Raw genomic sequence first — 15,901 nt, 5'->3', positions numbered from 1 at the left:
GGCAGCTGGACTCAGCTGCGCGGGCGGCCGTAGCTCTCCAGGAGCCGCAGCCAGATCTCGCTGATCGTGGGGTAGGCAGGCACTGCGTGCCACAGCCGGGCCAGCGGCACCTCGGCGGTCACCGCGATCGTGGCGGCATGCAGCAGCTCGCTGACATCGGGGCCGACGAAGGTCACCCCCAGGATCACCTGGCGCTGCTCATCGACGACCATGCGCGCCTTGCCTGCGTATCCGTCGGCGTGCAGCGCCGCACCTGCCACGTTGCCCAGCTCGTAGTCCAGCACGCGGATCTCATACCCTGCTTCGCGGGCCGCCGCAGCGGTGAGCCCGACAGAGGCCACCTCGGGGTCGGTGAAGGTGACCTGCGGAACCGCGCGCTGATCTGCTGTGGCCACATGGGCGCCCCAGGGGGCATCGTCGACTCGAGCACCCCGGGCGCGAGCAACGATCACGTCCCCGGCGGCCCGCGCCTGATACTTGCCCTGGTGGGTGAGCAGGGCACGATGGGTCACGTCGCCGACGGCGTAGAGCCAGTCGAAGCCCGGGACCTGCATGGTGTCATCTGTCTCGATCCAGGAGCCCGGCTCCAGGCCGACGGTCTCAAGACCCAGGTCCCCGGTGCGCGGGGTGCGCCCCGTGGCGACGAGCACCTCCTGGACCATCAGGGTCTCACCGTCGGAGGTCTCCAGGCGGACCTCCTCCCCCACGCGGGTCACCCGTTCCGGGGTGGTGTGCAGCCGCAGCTCCACCCCTTGGGACTCGAGCGCTTCCCCGACCAGCTCACCGGCGAAGGGCTCCATGCCTCTCAGCAGACCGCTGCGCGCCAGGACCGTCACTCTGCTGCCGAAGCCGGCATAAGCGGTGGCCAGCTCCGCGGCCACCACACCGCCGCCGATGATCGCGAGGCTCTTCGGCACACTCCGCGCGCTGGTGCCCTCACGGCTCGTCCAGGGATGAGATTCATGCAGCCCAAGCACCTCGGGGATCGCAGCGGCGGAGCCGGTGGCCAGGACCACCGCGTGCCGGGCAGTGATCGAGGTGACGCCGCCGTCGGCCTCAGTGACACTGACCTGCCGGGGTCCCGTGATCCGGGCATGTCCGCGGAGCAGCTCGATGCCGGCACCCTGGAGCCAGCTGACCTGCCCTTCGTCCTTCCAGCCACTGGTGAAGGAGTCGCGGCGGGAGAGCACCGCCTCGACGTCGAGCTCGCCGGTCACCGCCTGGGCGGCTCCGGAGACTCCGCGGGCGGCCCGCAGCGCCTGGGCCGAGCGCAGCAGCGCCTTCGAGGGCATGCAGGCCCAGTAGGAGCACTCCCCGCCGACCAGTTCAGCCTCCACGATCACCACCCTCAGGCCCCCCTGAACGGCGCGATCAGCCGCGTTCTCACCCACGGCCCCTCCCCCGATGACGATCAGGTCATAGACCGCGTCCGCTGGAGAGTGCTGATCGGGTGTTTCTGTCTGGGGTTCCATGACTGCTCCTTGGGGTGGACTGAAGCGCCCTCCGGGCGCTGCTGGGCTCGGCCTCGCCAGATGCCGTTGCACCTCGTCTTAGGGGTCAACACGGCACCCTCGCGCTCTATTCATCGCGACCCGGCCCAGCGGCTGCTGTGACCTTTGACACCTAATGTACGAACCGGTACGTTTATTCCAGTCGATGTGGCCCACGCCACTTTTCTTCACCAAAGGAACCCCGTGACCGACACCAGGAAACCGCTGAGCCGCCGAGTGGTGGACACGCTCACGCGCATCGAGCTCGGCTTCGCGGGCGTGATGCTTCTCGTGATCCTTGTCCTCGTCTTCACCCAGGCCGCCCAGCGCTACACCCCCTTCGAAGGCATCGCCTGGACCGGTGAGATCTCCCGGTTCGGGCTCGCCTGGATGACCTTCTCCGTGGCAGGGGTGCTGATCACCTTGCGCGGGCACATCGCCCTGGAGGTGGTGGACACCCTGCCCGCTCCCCGGCTGATCCGCGCCGTCCAGGTGTTCTCACTGGTCATCGTCGCCGTCATCGCCATCGGTCTGACCCTGGAGGCCTGGGGCCTGGTCCAGACCCAGGGGGCGCTGCGCTCCCCCGTGTTGGGCATGTCCATGGCGCTGGTCTACCTCCCGGTGCTCGCCGGGATGATCAGCACCGTCATCCGATCCCTGGTCGCCGCGTTCATGATCGCCAAGCACGGCCCGATCCTGCCTACCGTCGACCAGACGCCCGCCACCCTGAAGGACCCCTCGTGACTCTCCTCCTGCTGGGCGTGGCCATCGCCGTACTGCTGATTATCCGCGTACCGGTCGCCTTCGCCTTCCTCGGACCTTCCCTGGTCTACATGCTGCTCGACGGCCAGTCCTCCGGCACCAGCCTGCGCCAGGTCACCAACGCGGTGCAGAGCTTCCCGCTGCTGGCCGTGCCGCTCTTCGTCTTCCTGGGCACCCTGGCCAACCACGCGGGACTCGCTGACCGGCTCTTCCGCTTCGCGATGGCCGCACTGGCCAAGATCCGCGGCAACCTCGGCTACGTGACCGTGGGCGCCAGCGTCGGATTCTCCTGGATGAGCGGCTCTGCGGTGGCCGACGCGGCCGCGCTGGGCAAGGTGCAGATCCCGGCGATGCTGCGCAACGGCTACACCCGCCGCTTCGCCACCGGGCTCTCCGCCTCCTCCTCACTCATCGCCCCGGTGATGCCGCCCAGCATCCCGGCAGTCATCTACGCCGGCCTGGCCGCCGCCTCCACCGGCGCGCTCTTCGCCGCCTCCGTGGTCCCCGCGCTGCTGATGGCGGTGGGCCTCTGCGTGGTGGTCTGGATCCTGGTCCGGCGCAACCCCAACCTCACCGCCGGGCGTTTCGACCGGCAGGAGCTGGTGGCCTCCACCAAGGGCGTGCTGCTGCCGGCCGTGACTCCAGTGATCATCCTGGGCGGCATCCTGGGCGGCCTGTTCACCCCCACCGAGGCCGCCGCCGTCGCCGTCTTCTGGGTGCTGCTGATCTCCCTGGTCCAGCGCTCGCTGTCCTGGACCGGATTCCTGGCCGCCGTCCGCGAGACCGTGATCACCACCGGAGCGATCATGCTGATCGTGGCCTCCGCGGCGCTGCTGGGCCACATCATGGCGGTGGAGCGGCTGCCGCAGCTGCTCACCGAGACCCTGCTGGGCATCACCGAGAGCCCGCTGGTGTTCCTGCTGCTGGTCGCGCTGCTGATGCTGATCCTGGGCACGGTCATCGACGCCACCGCGATCCTGGTGCTGGTGGTCCCGATCCTGCTGCCCATCGCTGTGCAGTACCAGATCGACCCGATCGTGCTGGGCGTGGTGCTGATCCTCTCGCTGATGATCGGCCTGCTCACCCCACCGGTGGGCACCGCGCTGTTCGTGACCGCCTCGGTCTCGGACACCCGGGTCGGCGAGGTCTTCAAGGGCGCGCTGCCCTTCGCGATGCCTGCGGTGATCGTGCTGCTGCTGGTGATCATCTTCCCCAACGCGCTGATGTTCTTCCCGGAGGTGCTTGGACTGTGAGCGCACCAGACACCGGACGCAGCATCCTGGCCGGACTGATCGGCCACGGCGTCGGGCCTTCGCTGACCCCGCCGATGCACGAACTCGAAGGCTCCCGGCACGGCATGCGCTATATCTACCGCAGCATCGAGTTCGCCGGCGGGGAGCACTCGCTGGACGAGCTGGGCCAGCTGCTGGAGATGGCCCGCCGGCTGGGCTTCAACGGGCTCAACATCACCTTCCCGGCGAAGCAGGACATCATGCCGCTGCTGGATCGACTGGGACCCTCGGCCGCGATGATCGGCGCGGTGAACACCGTGCTCTTCGACGAGGACGGCGCCGCCGTCGGGCACAACACCGACGTCACCGGCTTCAAATCCTCCATCGACGACGCGCTCGCGCAGACCCCGTGCGGGCACGTGGTGCTCGTCGGAGCCGGAGGCGCCGGGTCCGCCGTCGCCCACGCCCTGGTGATGCGCGGGGTCAAGAGCCTGCAGGTGGTCGACGTGGACGCCCAGAAGTGCTCCGCGCTGGCGGCCAGCGTGCAGGCGGCCCACGGGTTCAGCATCGGTCAGGCCACCCCGGACCAGCTGCCTGAGCTCCTTGCTCGCGCCGAGGGCGTGGTCAACGCGACCCCCTTCGGCATGGCGCACCACCCCGGCACCCCCTTCGACCCTGCGCTGCTGCAACCCCGGCACTGGGTGGCCGACGTCGTCTACCGTCCGGTGGACACCGCCCTGCTCCAGGCGGCGCAGAAGCGCGGCTGCCTCACCATCTCAGGCCTCGGCATGGCCATGCACCAGGCCGCCGACGCCTTTGAGATCTTCACCGGAGACACCGCCGACCGCTCCGCCATGCTCCAAGACCTCAATGCCCTGATCGACGCCGAATCACCCCACCCTGGTGCAGCGCTGCACCGATGAAAGGAACACCCACAATGTTCACGTCCAAGAAGACCCTCAGCAAGGCAGCCGTGCTCGCCGCCGTTCCGATCCTGGCCCTGACGGCCTGCGGCGGCAACGGCGGCGGCGGAGACGCCGGCGGCGACGGAGAGACCACCGAGCTGACCCTGGCGCACAGCTACAACGACGACCAGCCCCAGGCCCGCTGCGGCGCCGACGTGATCAAGGAAGAGGTGGAGGCCGCCGACGTCGGACTGAGCATCGAGATCTACGGCGCCAGCCAGCTCGGCGGCGACGCCGACCGGATCGCCTCGGTGGCCTCCGGGGATGTGGACATCGACATCCAGGGCGCCTCCGCCCTGGGTGCGGTCTACGAGCCGGTCAGCGTGCTCGACGCCGCCTACGCCTTCGACGACGCCGATCACCTGGCCCGGTTCATGGAGAGCGAGGACGGCGCAGCACTGACCGAGGCCTTCGCCGAGGAGGCCGGGATCCAGACCCTGGGCGCATGGTCCGCCGGTGCCCGACACTTCACCTCGAACGAGCCGATCCGCACCCCCGAGGACCTCGCCGGCATGCAGATCCGCTTCCCCGGATCACCGCAGTTCCTGATGAACGCCCGGGCACTCGGCGCGGATGCGGTGGAGGTCGCCTATGAGGAGCTCTACCTCTCGCTGCAGCAGGGCGCGGTGGACGGCCAGGAGAACCCGATCACCAACATCGAGTCGGAGAACCTCGCCGAGGTCCAGGACTACCTGAACCTCTCCGCGCACCAGCTCAACACCAACCTGGTGATCATGTCCGACGAGTGGAACAACCTCGACGAGGAGCAGCAGGAGGCGCTCAGCGCCGCCGTGGACTCCGCCGTCACCCAGGTGACCGAGTGCGTGGTCGAGGATGAGGAGGCCACGCTCGAGGAATGGCGCTCAGGTGATGAATGGGAGGTCATCGAGGATGTCGACGTGGACTCATTCCAGGAGCAGACCGTGAGCAACCTCGAGGATGCTCTCGAGGGCGAGTCCCTGGAGGTCTTCGAGTCCATCCGTTCCGCGAGCGAGTGACCCCACCTCTATGTCCAGCCTGAACCCTGGCAGGGTCCCGAGTCCGGTCCCCAGCATGGTCCCCACGCTCACCGGAGAGGTGACCGGGGCACAGCTGGGCACCACGCTGGTGCACGAGCACCTGTTTGTGGGCGACCCCCAGCTGGACCTGGACCTGCCCCACCCCGAGTGGGACTCCGAGGCAGTCATGGCAGAGGCTGAGAGGCAGCTGCAGGGGCTGGCTGAGCTGGGCGTAGAGACCATCGTGGACCTCACGGTCCCCGGCCTCGGACGAGACGTGCGGCGGGTCGCTGAACTGGCCCGCCGCACCTCGGTCCGGATCCTGGCCGCCACCGGCTGGTACACCAGCACCGTGCTGCCGCACTTCTTCCACCTCAACGGTCCGGGACGGCTGGTTCAGGGCCCGGACCCATTGCTGCGGCTGTTTCTGGGTGACATCCAGGAGGGCATCGCCGGCACCAAGGTGCGCGCTGCGCTGATCAAGGTCTGCTCCGACAATGCCGGAATCACCGAGGACGTGGCCCAGGTCTTCACGGCGGCGGCTGAGGCACACCGGATCACCGGGGTGCCGATCACCACCCACTCGGACCCGAGCTCACGTGGGGGCCTGGAGCAGCAGCGGCTGCTCGGGAGCCTGGGCGTGGATCTGGGCAGAGTGGTCATCGGGCACAGCGGTGACTCCACCGAGCTGGGCTACCTGCAGGAACTCGCGCAGGCCGGGTCCTTCCTGGGCTTCGACCGGTTCGGGATGGCTCACACCGGCTCCGATGAGGACCGGATCACGATGCTGCTGAAGCTCCTGGAGTTCGGGCTCGAGGACCAGCTGCTGCTCTCTCATGATGCCGCGGTCTTCAGCCGGATCACTCCGCCCTCCTGGCGAGCGGTGCACGCCCCGCACTGGCGGATGGATCACCTGCACCGACGAATCCTGCCACGGCTGCGCACGCAGGGCCTGGACCCCGCGCTGGAGCACCGAGTGATGGTGGAGAACCCGCGCCGGATGCTGACAGGAGCATGAGCGGCCGAGTCTGTGACCATCGGGCATCTGATACTGTCGCGGCTGAGCCAGAGGAGAACACTGTGACGCAGACGCCCGCCCGACAGCGAGACGCCGTGCGCACCCGCGCCGAGGTCCTCGCGGTGGCCACCGAGGCCTTCGCCGACGACGGATACTCCGGGGCCCGCATCGACGAGATCGCCCGCCGCACCCGCACCACCAAGCGGATGATCTACTACTACTTCGGCGGCAAGGAGAAGCTCTATCTCGCCGTGCTGGAGAACGCCTACCGCGGGATCCGTCAGGCCGAGCAGTCCCTGCACGTCGACGAGATGCAGCCGGTCGATGCTCTGCGCGAGCTCGCGGAGCTCACCTACGAGCACCACCTGCGCAACACTGCCTTCATCCGGCTGGTGTCCATCGAGAACATCCACCGCGGCAAGTACATCCGGAAGCTTGAGTCCCTGGGCGACCTCGGCAAGCCGGCGGTGACCATCCTCGACGCGATCATCGCCGAGGGCAAGAAGCAGGGAGCCTTCAGCGAGGCGGTCAACGCACTGGACCTGCACCTGCTGATCAGCTCCTACTGCGTGTTCCAGGTGGCGAACCGCTACACCTTCGGACACCTCTTCGACCCGGACTTCACCACCGAGTCCCGCCAGGAACACATGCGGCAGTTCATCGGAGACGTCGTCGTCGCCTGGGCGACCCAGCAGCGGAGCTGAGCCCCACCCCCGACCCCGCCCGCACCCCACCCAACGTCACGGTGGGGTGCGGCTGGAGCTTATGCGTGACCGTCGAACAGTGAGGTCACCGAGCCGTCGGTGAAGACCTCCTTGATCGCGCGGGCCAGGATCGGCGCGATGGAGAGCACCGTGAGGGTCTCGAAGCGCTTGTCCTCAGGGATCGGCAGCGTGTTGGTGACCACGATCTCGCGTGCACCACAGTTGGCCAGCCGCTCGGCGGCGGGATCCGAGAACACCGCGTGGGTGGCCGCGATGATGACGTCCTTGGCGCCGGCGTCCTTGAGCACCTGCACGGCGCCGGAGATGGTCCCCCCGGTGTCGATCATGTCGTCGATGAGCACGCAGGTGCGTCCCTCGATGTGACCCACGACCTGCTTGGAGACCGCCTTATTGGGCTGGGTGACGTCGCGGGTCTTGTGCACGAAGGCCAGCGGCGCTCCGCCCAGACGCTCGGCCCACTGTTCGGCCACCCGGACACGACCGGTGTCTGGGGAGACCACGGTGACCTCGTCGTCGGCGACGCGGGCGCGGATGTGATCGGCCAGCAGCGGGACCGCGAAGAGGTGGTCCACCGGGCCGTTGAAGAAGCCCTGGATCTGCGCGGTGTGCAGGTCCACGCTCATGATCCGGTCCGCGCCTGCGGCCTTATAGAGGTCCGCGACCAGGCGCGCCGAGATCGGCTCACGGCCGCGTCCCTTCTTGTCCTGACGGGCGTAGGGGTAGAAGGGTGAGACCACGGTGATCCGCTTGGCGGAGGCTCGTTTCATGGAGTCCACCATGATCAGCTGCTCCATGAGCCAGTTGTTCATCGGTGCCGGGTGGGACTGCAGCAAGAAGATGTCCTTGCCGCGGACTGACTCCGAGGAACGGACGTAGATCTCTCCGTTGGCGAAGTCGTAGGCACTGATCGGCAGCAGCTCGGTGCCGAGCTCCTTGGCGATCTCCTCTGCCAGCTCCGGGTGTGCGCGCCCGGATGCCAGCACCAGGGTCTTTTCCCCGCTCAGCCTGATTTCGTCCATGGGTGTTCTTGCCTCTCGCCGGCGTTGCTGGTGGGTGGTGAAGTCTGTGGTCTCGGGTGGATCTGTTCTACAGGGCGTCGCGACCGGTGGTCTTCTCGGCGGTCCCGGTGGCATTGGCCGCATCGGCGGCGGCGGACCCTGGCCGTTTGGCCTGGACCCAGCCCTCGGCGTTGCGCTGTGGGGCGATGGAGAGTGCCAGCGCACCGGCGGGCACATCCTTGCGCACGACCGCGCCGGCACCGGTGTAGGCGCCGTCGCCCACTGAGACCGGGGCGACGAACACGGTGTTGGAGCTGGTGCGCACGTGGGAGCCGATCTGGGTGCGGTGCTTGTTCTCGCCGTCGTAGTTCGCGGTGATGTTGCCGCAGCCGATGTTGGTGAACTCCCCGATGGTCGCGTCTCCGGCGTAGCCGAGGTGGCTCAGCTTGCTTCCGCGTCCGATGCTCACGTTCTTGGTCTCGTAAAAGGCACCGATCTTGCCCGTCTCTCCCAGCACGGTGCCCGGACGCAGGTAGGTGAACGGTCCCACGCTGGCGCCGGCGCCGATCTGGGCTCCAGAGCCGTGGACTCGGGTCAGCGTGGCGCCCTCGCCGACGATCACGTCGGTGAGCGTGGTGTCGGGGCCCACGGTGGCGTTGCGGCTGATGTGCGTGGCGCCGTGGAGCTGGGTGCCCGGGAGGATGGTGGTGTCCTCTTCCAAGGTCACGGTGGCGTCGATCCAGGTGGTCCCGGGGTCGATCACCGTGGTGCCGGCCCGCATGGCGCCCTCCACGATGCGGCGGTTCATCTCAGCGCCCAGGGCCTGCAGCTGGACCCGGTCGTTGGCGCCTTCGACCTGCCAGCGGTCCTCGGTGACCACCGCGGAGACCCGGCCGCCCTCGGCGCGAGCGATGGAGAGCACATCGGTGAGGTACATCTCACCCTGGGCGTTCTCGGTGGTGACCTGGGCCAGCGCGCGGTTGAGCACCGCGGCGTCGAAGGCGTAGATCCCGGAGTTGATCTCGGTGATGCGGCGCTGCTCGGGGGTCGCGTCCTTATGCTCCACAATCCCCAGCACGTCCTGCGGGTCCTTCTCGCTGCGCAGGATCCGACCGTAGCCGGACGCGTCCTCGAGCACGGCCGAGAGCACTGTGACGGCGTTGCTGTCGCGCTCGTGGGCGTCCACCAGTTCGGCGAGCATCTGCGTCTGCAGCAGCGGGACATCGCCATAGGTGACGACGACGGTGCCGGTCTCGGCGGGTGCACCCGCGGCGGTGAGCGCCTGCAGGCCGCATGCCACGGCGCGTCCGGTGCCGGGGACCTCGTCCTGATCGGCGATCACGGCGCCCGGCTCGACCGTGGCGATATGCCCGGCGACCTTCTCACGCTGGTGCCGCACGACCGCGACCAGATGCTGCGGGTCCAGACCCTTCGCCGCGCCCAGCGCGTGTCCGATCATGGAGACGCCTCCGATCGGGTGCATGATCTTCGGCGTGCTGGACTTCATCCGGGTCCCGGCTCCGGCCGCGAGCACGATCACGGCGGTGGGCTGGGCGGTCTGGGCGTTGGTCACGAAGGCTGCTCCTCGACGCGGTTCATGGGACTCCTCAGTGTAGGCAGGCCCGGCGATCTTGACTGCCGTTCCGCCTCTAGGATTCGAACCTAGACTGCACAGCTCCAAAGGCTGGCGTGCTGCCATTACACCAAGGCGGAGTGCGACGGCGGTTCCAGAGTGCTCGGCGCTGCGAACACTCTCAGCTCCGGCCACGCGCTTCTCCATCTTCGCATGCGCAGACTCACCGGATGAAACCGGTGCGCGGGCCTGCCATTACCCTGGATGGGTGGCACATCTTCTCGGGGCCGAGGCCCTTCACCTGGAATTCCCAACCCGCACCGTCTTCGATTCGGTGACGATCGGCATCAATGAGGGCGACCGCGTCGGCGTCGTCGGACGCAACGGCGACGGCAAGTCCTCGCTGCTGGCCATGCTCACCGGTCGGCTGGAGCCCGACGCCGGTCAGGTCACCCGGCGCAAGGGGGTGCAGTTCGGTGTGCTGGACCAGTCCGATGACCTCGTCGATGAGCACACTGTGGGCTATTCGGTCGTCGGCGACGCCGATGACCACGAGTGGGCCTCCGATGCGAAGATCCGGGATGTGATCGCCGGGCTGGTGGCCGATATCCCGTGGGAGGCAAAGATCTCCGAGCTCTCCGGCGGGCAGCGGCGTCGCGTGGCGCTGGCGAAGCTGCTGGTGGGCGAATGGGACATCATCGCGCTGGATGAGCCCACCAACCACCTCGACGTGGAGGGCATCTCCTGGCTGGCGAACCACCTGAACCGTCGCTGGCCGCGCAGCTCCGGCGGCCTGCTGGTGGTCACCCACGACCGCTGGTTCCTCGACGAGATCAGCACCACCACCTGGGAGGTCCACGACGGTGTGGTCGAGCCCTTCGACGGCGGCTACGCGGCGTATGTCCTGCAGCGTGTGGAGCGGGACCGTCAGGCCGCCACAGTGGAGGCCAAGCGGCAGAACCTGATGAAGAAAGAGCTGGCCTGGCTGCGTCGCGGCGCCCCCGCCCGCAGCACCAAGCCGAAGTTCCGCATCGAGGCGGCCAACGCGCTCATCGCCGACGTCCCGCCTCCGCGCAATCCGATCGAGCTCAAGAAGATGGCCACCGCCCGGTTGGGCAAAGACGTGGTCGACGTCCTGGATGCCTCCATCGGTTTCGACGGCAAGCCGATCCTCAACGAGGTCACCTGGCGGATCGGTCCTGGTGAGCGCACCGGAATCCTCGGCGCCAACGGCGCAGGGAAGTCCACGCTGCTCAACCTGGTGGCCGGGAAGCTGGAGCCAGACACCGGCCGGGTCAAGCGCGGCAAGACCGTGCGCCTGGCCACCTTGGATCAGCAGTTCTCCCAGCTGGCGGCCATCGAGGGCGACCGGGTCCGTGAGGTCCTGGCCCGCGAGAAGACCCAGGTGGTCATCGACGGCAAGGAGCACACCCCGGCGCAGCTGCTGGAGCGCCTCGGGTTCTCCACCGCGCACCTCTCCGCGCGGGTCGGCGAGCTCTCCGGCGGACAACGACGCCGCCTGCAGCTGCTGCTCGTGCTGCTCTCCGAACCCAATGTGATGATCCTCGACGAGCCCACCAACGACCTGGACATCGACATGCTCGCCGCCATGGAGGACCTGCTGGACTCCTGGCCCGGAACCCTGATCGTGGTCTCCCACGACCGGTACCTGCTCGAGCGCGTGACAGATCAGCAGTACGCGATCTTCGACGGCCAGATGCGCCATGTCCCCAGCGGCGTGGAGGAGTATCTGCGACTGAAGGCCGCCCGCGCCAACGGCGGCTCCGGCGAGCCGAAGGGCGCCGGCTCAGGGGGCTCCGGCTCTGGAGGTGGCGCCGCCAACAACGGGGCAACGTCCGGGAAGGCCGCGGCCGCGGCACGCCGTGAGGCGAGGAAGACCTCCTCCCCGTCATTGGCCGGCGGGACCACGCTGAGCGGCGCCGAGGAGCGCGAGGTCCGCAAGGAGGTCGGCTCGCTGGAGCGCAAGATGCAGAAGCTGATCACCCAGATCGAGAAGAAGCAGCGCCAGATGAATGATCACGATCCCAGCGACTTCGAGGGTCTGGGCAAGCTCACCGCCGATGTGACCCGGCTGCAGGCCGAGAACGAAAAGTTGGAGGAGCGCTGGCTGGAGCTCTCCGAGAAGGTCGGCTGAGGCTGGGCGGTCGCGAAGCAGGCTCAGACCGGCTGATGCTGGAAGCGAGCGGTCACAGCCACTCGTCGCCGACTTCGAGGTAGTTCGGGCCGCTTTCAGGGGCGAGGGTGCTGGCGTCGATCACCCAGGTGCCGTCCTGCGCCTTGTTGAGCTCGATCGGAGTCTGGTCATCGATGAGCGCCCAGACAACCTCCTGGGAGCACCCGCCTCCTGAACCGTCCACCTCCGGGTTCGGGACGATGTACACCTGAGCATGCGTGCCTTGGTCGTCGACGACGATGTAGTCGTTGTCGAAGATCATGTACGGCGTCTCGAGCTCGTTGAAGAACGCATATGCGTAGTGGAAGTACGACGCGTGGGTGAAGGCGAGCACGACGTCGTCGATGTCCTCCGGACTGGCGCTAGTCTCCTCATCGGCGACATCCCCGGCGTAGTCCGTGTGCTCAAGCACCTCGCCCAGGTGTCCTCTGGATTCTTCGTAGACCTGGGGCTTGTACTGCGTCCAGCCCACGTCCGCCTCCTCGGGCAGCCGCTCGTAGATGCCCTCCACGTCGACCTCAGCCAGCGAGTCATTGAAGTCCTCGATGGCCGCGCGGACCTCGAGAACCTCGGACGCCTCGGTGGTGTCCTCCGAATGGGTCGAGGAAGCTTCCGCACGCTCCGAACCGCCGCAGTCCGAGCCCGCCGAGACGAGCCACTCCACAGCAGAGGTCGCAGGTGCACAGGCCACCATGCTCAGCGCCGCGGCGGGAATCAAGAGGACGGAGTGGAACACTCTGCGGTTCATGGTCAGACCTGTTTCGCGAGGAGGAGTTCAGCTGCCTGAAGTATGCCCTGGAATCCTCTGCTGCGGAACTGACCTGCGGGGAATCAGACGGGTGGCTGGCGCAGCTGCTTCGCGCGGGGTCAGCTCAGTCGCTCTCCCGGCTGTTGATCAGCCGCGCCCCGGGGGCTGGGCCGGTGACGGGCACGGCCCAGACCTCGGTCCGTTCCTCGAGGCTGGTGCACAGCTGGTGGGCGGACTCGGCATCCCGGGCCAGGAACACCAGAGTGGGTCCGGAACCGGACACCATGCCCTGCAGCGCCCCTTCGATCATGCCGATGTCCATCATGTCCTCGAGGGAGGGCAGGCTGGCGACGGCCGGGGCCTGGAGATCGTTGGCCATCAGTGAGGCCACCAGTTCGGCGTCGGCGGTGCAGACGGCCCGCACCAGGTCGGAATCCAGCTCCGGCGCCTCGGCCTGGACGCCTGCCGCGGCGCGCATCTCATCCAGGGTGGCGTACACGCTGGGCGTGGAAAGCCCGGTGTTGGCCGGCACGATGACCAGATGCAGCTCACCCCTGGTCAGCAGCGGAGAGAGCTGGTCACCCACGCCCTGTCCCACGGCGGCTCCGCCCAGGATCGCGAACGGCACATCGGCGCCGAGCTCGGCGCCGATCTCCGCCAGCTGCTCCTTGGAGAGCCCCGCCTCCCAGAGAGCCGAGCAGGCCACCAGCGCGGCGGCTGCATCGGCGGAACCTCCGCCCATGCCCCCGGCGACCGGGACGTTCTTGGTGATCGTGAGGTCCACCCCGTCGGTGATCCCCAGCCGGTCGCGCAGCTTCGAGGCCGCCTGGTGCGCCAGGTTCCGCTCGTCCAGCGGGATCGCCGCGGCGACGATTTCACCGGTCTCCGGGTCCCGGGTCTGGACCTCGGTGAAGACGGAGTGTTCCGAGAGGCTCACCGTGATCGCGCTGTCCTCGCGCCGCTCGGCGCAGACCTCCTCGTAGAGGGAGACCGCAAGATAGAGCGTGGCGACCTCGTGGTATCCGTCTTCGCGCAGCGGACCGACCCGAAGGCTCACATTGATCTTGCCCGGAGCCACGGCGGTGACATGTCCGAAGAATTCGCTATCGCGCATGCCTCGACCCTACTTCTCGCCACTGACACGCGGAGCCGCACCGGCTGGACCCGAGTCGTCGCCGTCGGCCGCGGCTTCGGTACCGGCTGGGGCGTCGACGTCGTCGACATCTGCGTCGGCGTCGGCCGGGGCGTCGCGCAGCGCGGCGGCGATCGCGGTGAACCCGGTGATCTCCAGGGTCTCACCGCGGGCCGAGGGGTCCACCCCGGCGGCTCGCAGCGCCGCCTCGGCACGGGAGGGCGAGCCGGCAAGCCCGGCGAGGCAGGCACGCAGGGTCTTGCGTCGGGTGGCGAAGGCGGCGTCGATCACGGCGAAGACCTCTTCGCGGCTCAGCTCATCGGAGGCCTCGGCGCGCCGGTCGAAGCGGACCAGTCCCGAGGAGATCCGCGGCTCGGGCCAGAACACACGCTTGCCGACCACGCCAGCCTTGCGCATGTTCGTGTCCCAGGCTGCCTTCACACTGGGAACACCGTAGATCTTGGAGCCGGGACCCGCGCACAGCCGGTCCGCGACCTCCTCCTGCACCATGACCAGGCCCTTGCGCAGCGAGGGCAGGATCTGGAGCAGGTGCAGCACCACCGGGACCGCCACGTTATAGGGCAGGTTCGCGACCAGGACCGACGGGCCCTGACCGTCACCGAGGTCGGTGAAGGAGGCAGGGGTGAGCTTCAGCGCGTCCTGTTCCAGCACGCGCAGGTTTCCGGCACGCTCGGGTCGGAACCGCTGCACCGTCTCAGGCAGCTGAGCCGCCAGCTTGGGGTCGATCTCGACGGCGCTGACCATCGCGGACTCATCCAGCAGACCCAGGGTCAGCGAGCCGAGCCCCGGGCCGACCTCGAGCACGTGTTCGCTGCCGTCGAGCTCCGCGAGGCTCACGATCCGCCGGATCGTGTTGGGGTCGATCACGAAGTTCTGCCCCCACTGCTTGGTGGGGCGCACGCCCAGCTGCTCGGCCAGCGCACGCACATGCGCAGCAGAGAGCAGCTGCGGGGCTGAACCCTGCGGCGTCGGTTCCTGCGGCGTCGGTTCCTGCGGGGCCGGTTCCTGCGGGGCTGGCTGATCGCTCATGTCCAGCTCCCGTAGGCCTGCGTGGTGTTGAGCATGACCTGTTGGCACAGCGAGTCCAGGCCGGTCTCGCGCACCTCGGCCATGAACCGCATGGTCTGCGGGATCAGGTATGGCGCGTTGGGCTGGCCGCGGTGCGGGTGCGGGGTCAGGAAGGGAGTGTCGGTCTCCACCAGGATCAGCTGCGGATCAGCCACCGCGAGCGCCTCGCGCAGCGCATGGGCGTTCTTGAAGGTGACTGTGCCGGCAAAGGACATGTACCACCCGTTGGCGTTGCAGATCCGGGCCAGCTCGGCGTCTCCGGAGAAGCAGTGGAAGACCACCGCGCGGGGCAGCGCCGGCGCGGCGTCGAGCACCTCGACCACCTCCGCGTGGGCGTCGCGATCATGGATCTGCAGCGCAAGTCCGCGTTCGACGGCGAGCGCGATGTGGTCCTCGAAGCTGCGTCGCTGGGCGGCGATGCCCTCCTCACCGGTGCGGTAGAAGTCCAGCCCGGTCTCCCCGATCGCGACCACCTGATCATGGCGGGCGAGCTCGGCGATCCTGGCGAATGCGGCGTCGTAGTCTCCCTGGGCCGCGAGCACCGGAGCGTCATTGGGGTGCAGCGCCACTGCGGCCTTGAGCTGGGGGTGTTCTTCGGCTGCGGTCACGGAGAACTCCGAGGAGGCCACGTCGTAGCCCACGCAGAGCGCTCCGAGAACCCCGACGGCCCGGGCGGCCTCGAGAGCCTGCTGCACCGAGACCGCGATCTGCCCGTCCCGGAAGTCCAGATGCGCGTGGTTGTCGATCACCGGGACCGACAGCGGCTCGGGGGCCGGCGGGTACTGCAGCCGACGCTTCTTCCCGGACTTCTCCTCTGTCTGGTCCCGAGCGGGACCGGACCCCGCGCCGGTGGCAGCGGCGGCGGTCGAGCGCGCGTCGTCGTCGGACTGCGCCGGACGGTAGGCGGGCGGGGTCTCCCCCGGCACCGCAGCGGGGCTGGACTCGGCCTCTGCGAGGTTTCGCTGCTGTTGACTCAC

14 protein-coding genes and 1 tRNA gene are annotated in these 15,901 nt (G+C 68.4%); 7 read left to right on the top strand and 8 right to left on the bottom strand.

The window, feature by feature from the left end:
- Positions 1–11 precede the first annotated feature (11 nt).
- A complete protein-coding gene (locus HNR24_RS00830) occupies positions 12–1,472 on the bottom strand; it encodes a dihydrolipoyl dehydrogenase family protein (protein ID WP_182494721.1) in 1,461 nt (486 codons plus the stop codon).
- Positions 1,473–1,694: 222 nt separating this feature from the next.
- Here HNR24_RS00830 and HNR24_RS00825 point away from each other — a divergent pair, with 222 nt between their 5' ends.
- The 6 genes from HNR24_RS00825 to HNR24_RS00800 all read left to right on the top strand — a co-directional run bounded on the left by HNR24_RS00825 (position 1,695) and on the right by HNR24_RS00800 (position 7,169).
- Positions 1,695–2,234 (top strand): TRAP transporter small permease, encoded by a 540-nt coding sequence (locus HNR24_RS00825; protein WP_182494720.1) that lies wholly within the window; start codon positions 1,695–1,697, stop codon positions 2,232–2,234.
- Positions 2,231–3,505 (top strand): TRAP transporter large permease, encoded by a 1,275-nt coding sequence (locus tag HNR24_RS00820; RefSeq protein ID WP_182494719.1) that lies wholly within the window; start codon positions 2,231–2,233, stop codon positions 3,503–3,505. Before HNR24_RS00825 ends, HNR24_RS00820 begins: the two co-directional genes overlap by 4 nt.
- Complete coding sequence (locus HNR24_RS00815) at positions 3,502–4,407, top strand: shikimate dehydrogenase (RefSeq protein ID WP_182494718.1); 906 nt, start codon at positions 3,502–3,504, stop codon at positions 4,405–4,407. Before HNR24_RS00820 ends, HNR24_RS00815 begins: the two co-directional genes overlap by 4 nt.
- 14 nt (positions 4,408–4,421) lie before the next feature.
- Entirely contained in the window at positions 4,422–5,447 is a 1,026-nt protein-coding gene (locus HNR24_RS00810; protein WP_182494717.1) for a DctP family TRAP transporter solute-binding subunit, read from the top strand.
- A 55-nt stretch (positions 5,448–5,502) separates the two neighbouring features.
- Positions 5,503–6,465: a phosphotriesterase family protein gene (locus HNR24_RS00805; protein ID WP_182494716.1), complete on the top strand. Its 963-nt coding sequence runs from the start codon at positions 5,503–5,505 to the stop codon at positions 6,463–6,465.
- 62 nt (positions 6,466–6,527) lie between these two features.
- Positions 6,528–7,169 carry a TetR/AcrR family transcriptional regulator gene (locus tag HNR24_RS00800; protein WP_058887267.1) on the top strand — a complete coding sequence of 214 codons (642 nt, stop codon included), beginning with the start codon at positions 6,528–6,530 and terminating at the stop codon, positions 7,167–7,169.
- 59 nt (positions 7,170–7,228) lie between these two features.
- On the opposite strand, the gene HNR24_RS00795 is transcribed toward HNR24_RS00800, so the two are convergent.
- The 3 genes from HNR24_RS00795 to HNR24_RS00785 form a co-directional block, all read right to left on the bottom strand.
- Positions 7,229–8,209 carry a ribose-phosphate diphosphokinase gene (locus HNR24_RS00795; protein WP_058887268.1) on the bottom strand — a complete coding sequence of 327 codons (981 nt, stop codon included), beginning with the start codon at positions 8,207–8,209 and terminating at the stop codon, positions 7,229–7,231.
- A gap of 67 nt (positions 8,210–8,276) precedes the next feature.
- Positions 8,277–9,761: a bifunctional UDP-N-acetylglucosamine diphosphorylase/glucosamine-1-phosphate N-acetyltransferase GlmU gene (gene glmU / locus HNR24_RS00790; protein ID WP_182494714.1), complete on the bottom strand. Its 1,485-nt coding sequence runs from the start codon at positions 9,759–9,761 to the stop codon at positions 8,277–8,279.
- A 68-nt stretch (positions 9,762–9,829) separates the two neighbouring features.
- Positions 9,830–9,901: transfer RNA gene (locus HNR24_RS00785), tRNA-Gln, on the bottom strand.
- 128 nt (positions 9,902–10,029) lie between these two features.
- Between HNR24_RS00785 and HNR24_RS00780 the strand changes: the two genes are divergently transcribed.
- Positions 10,030–11,916 (top strand): ABC-F family ATP-binding cassette domain-containing protein, encoded by a 1,887-nt coding sequence (locus HNR24_RS00780; protein WP_182494713.1) that lies wholly within the window; start codon positions 10,030–10,032, stop codon positions 11,914–11,916.
- 52 nt (positions 11,917–11,968) lie between these two features.
- On the opposite strand, the gene HNR24_RS00775 is transcribed toward HNR24_RS00780, so the two are convergent.
- The 4 genes from HNR24_RS00775 to HNR24_RS00760 form a co-directional block, all read right to left on the bottom strand.
- Positions 11,969–12,703, bottom strand: coding sequence for a hypothetical protein (locus tag HNR24_RS00775; protein WP_182494712.1), 735 nt, complete (start codon positions 12,701–12,703; stop codon positions 11,969–11,971).
- A 124-nt stretch (positions 12,704–12,827) separates the two neighbouring features.
- Positions 12,828–13,817 (bottom strand): 4-(cytidine 5'-diphospho)-2-C-methyl-D-erythritol kinase, encoded by a 990-nt coding sequence (locus HNR24_RS00770; RefSeq protein WP_058887271.1) that lies wholly within the window; start codon positions 13,815–13,817, stop codon positions 12,828–12,830.
- A 9-nt stretch (positions 13,818–13,826) separates the two neighbouring features.
- A complete protein-coding gene (gene rsmA, locus HNR24_RS00765) occupies positions 13,827–14,885 on the bottom strand; it encodes a 16S rRNA (adenine(1518)-N(6)/adenine(1519)-N(6))-dimethyltransferase RsmA (RefSeq protein WP_182494711.1) in 1,059 nt (352 codons plus the stop codon).
- Entirely contained in the window at positions 14,882–15,901 is a 1,020-nt protein-coding gene (locus HNR24_RS00760; RefSeq protein ID WP_310735358.1) for a TatD family hydrolase, read from the bottom strand. Before HNR24_RS00760 ends, rsmA begins: the two co-directional genes overlap by 4 nt.

Source organism: Nesterenkonia sandarakina, assembly GCF_014138825.1.
In the GTDB taxonomy this organism is placed as follows: Bacteria; Actinomycetota; Actinomycetes; order Actinomycetales; family Micrococcaceae; genus Nesterenkonia; species Nesterenkonia sandarakina.
The sequence above is the reverse complement of the archived record's forward strand: the minus strand, read 5'-3'. Positions and strand labels throughout refer to the sequence as shown.

Bases quoted from the DNA above. Each gene is read 5' to 3' on its own strand.
- HNR24_RS00770 (WP_058887271.1), bottom strand. From the start codon at position 13,817: ATGCGCGATAGCGAATTCTTCGGACATGTCACCGCCGTGGCTCCGGGC.
- rsmA (WP_182494711.1), bottom strand. From the start codon at position 14,885: ATGAGCGATCAGCCAGCCCCGCAGGAACCGGCCCCGCAGGAACCGACG.
- HNR24_RS00795 (WP_058887268.1), bottom strand. From the start codon at position 8,209: ATGGACGAAATCAGGCTGAGCGGGGAAAAGACCCTGGTGCTGGCATCC.
- HNR24_RS00775 (WP_182494712.1), bottom strand. From the start codon at position 12,703: ATGAACCGCAGAGTGTTCCACTCCGTCCTCTTGATTCCCGCCGCGGCG.
- HNR24_RS00830 (WP_182494721.1), bottom strand. From the start codon at position 1,472: ATGGAACCCCAGACAGAAACACCCGATCAGCACTCTCCAGCGGACGCG.
- HNR24_RS00810 (WP_182494717.1), top strand. From the start codon at position 4,422: ATGTTCACGTCCAAGAAGACCCTCAGCAAGGCAGCCGTGCTCGCCGCC.
- HNR24_RS00805 (WP_182494716.1), top strand. From the start codon at position 5,503: ATGGTCCCCACGCTCACCGGAGAGGTGACCGGGGCACAGCTGGGCACC.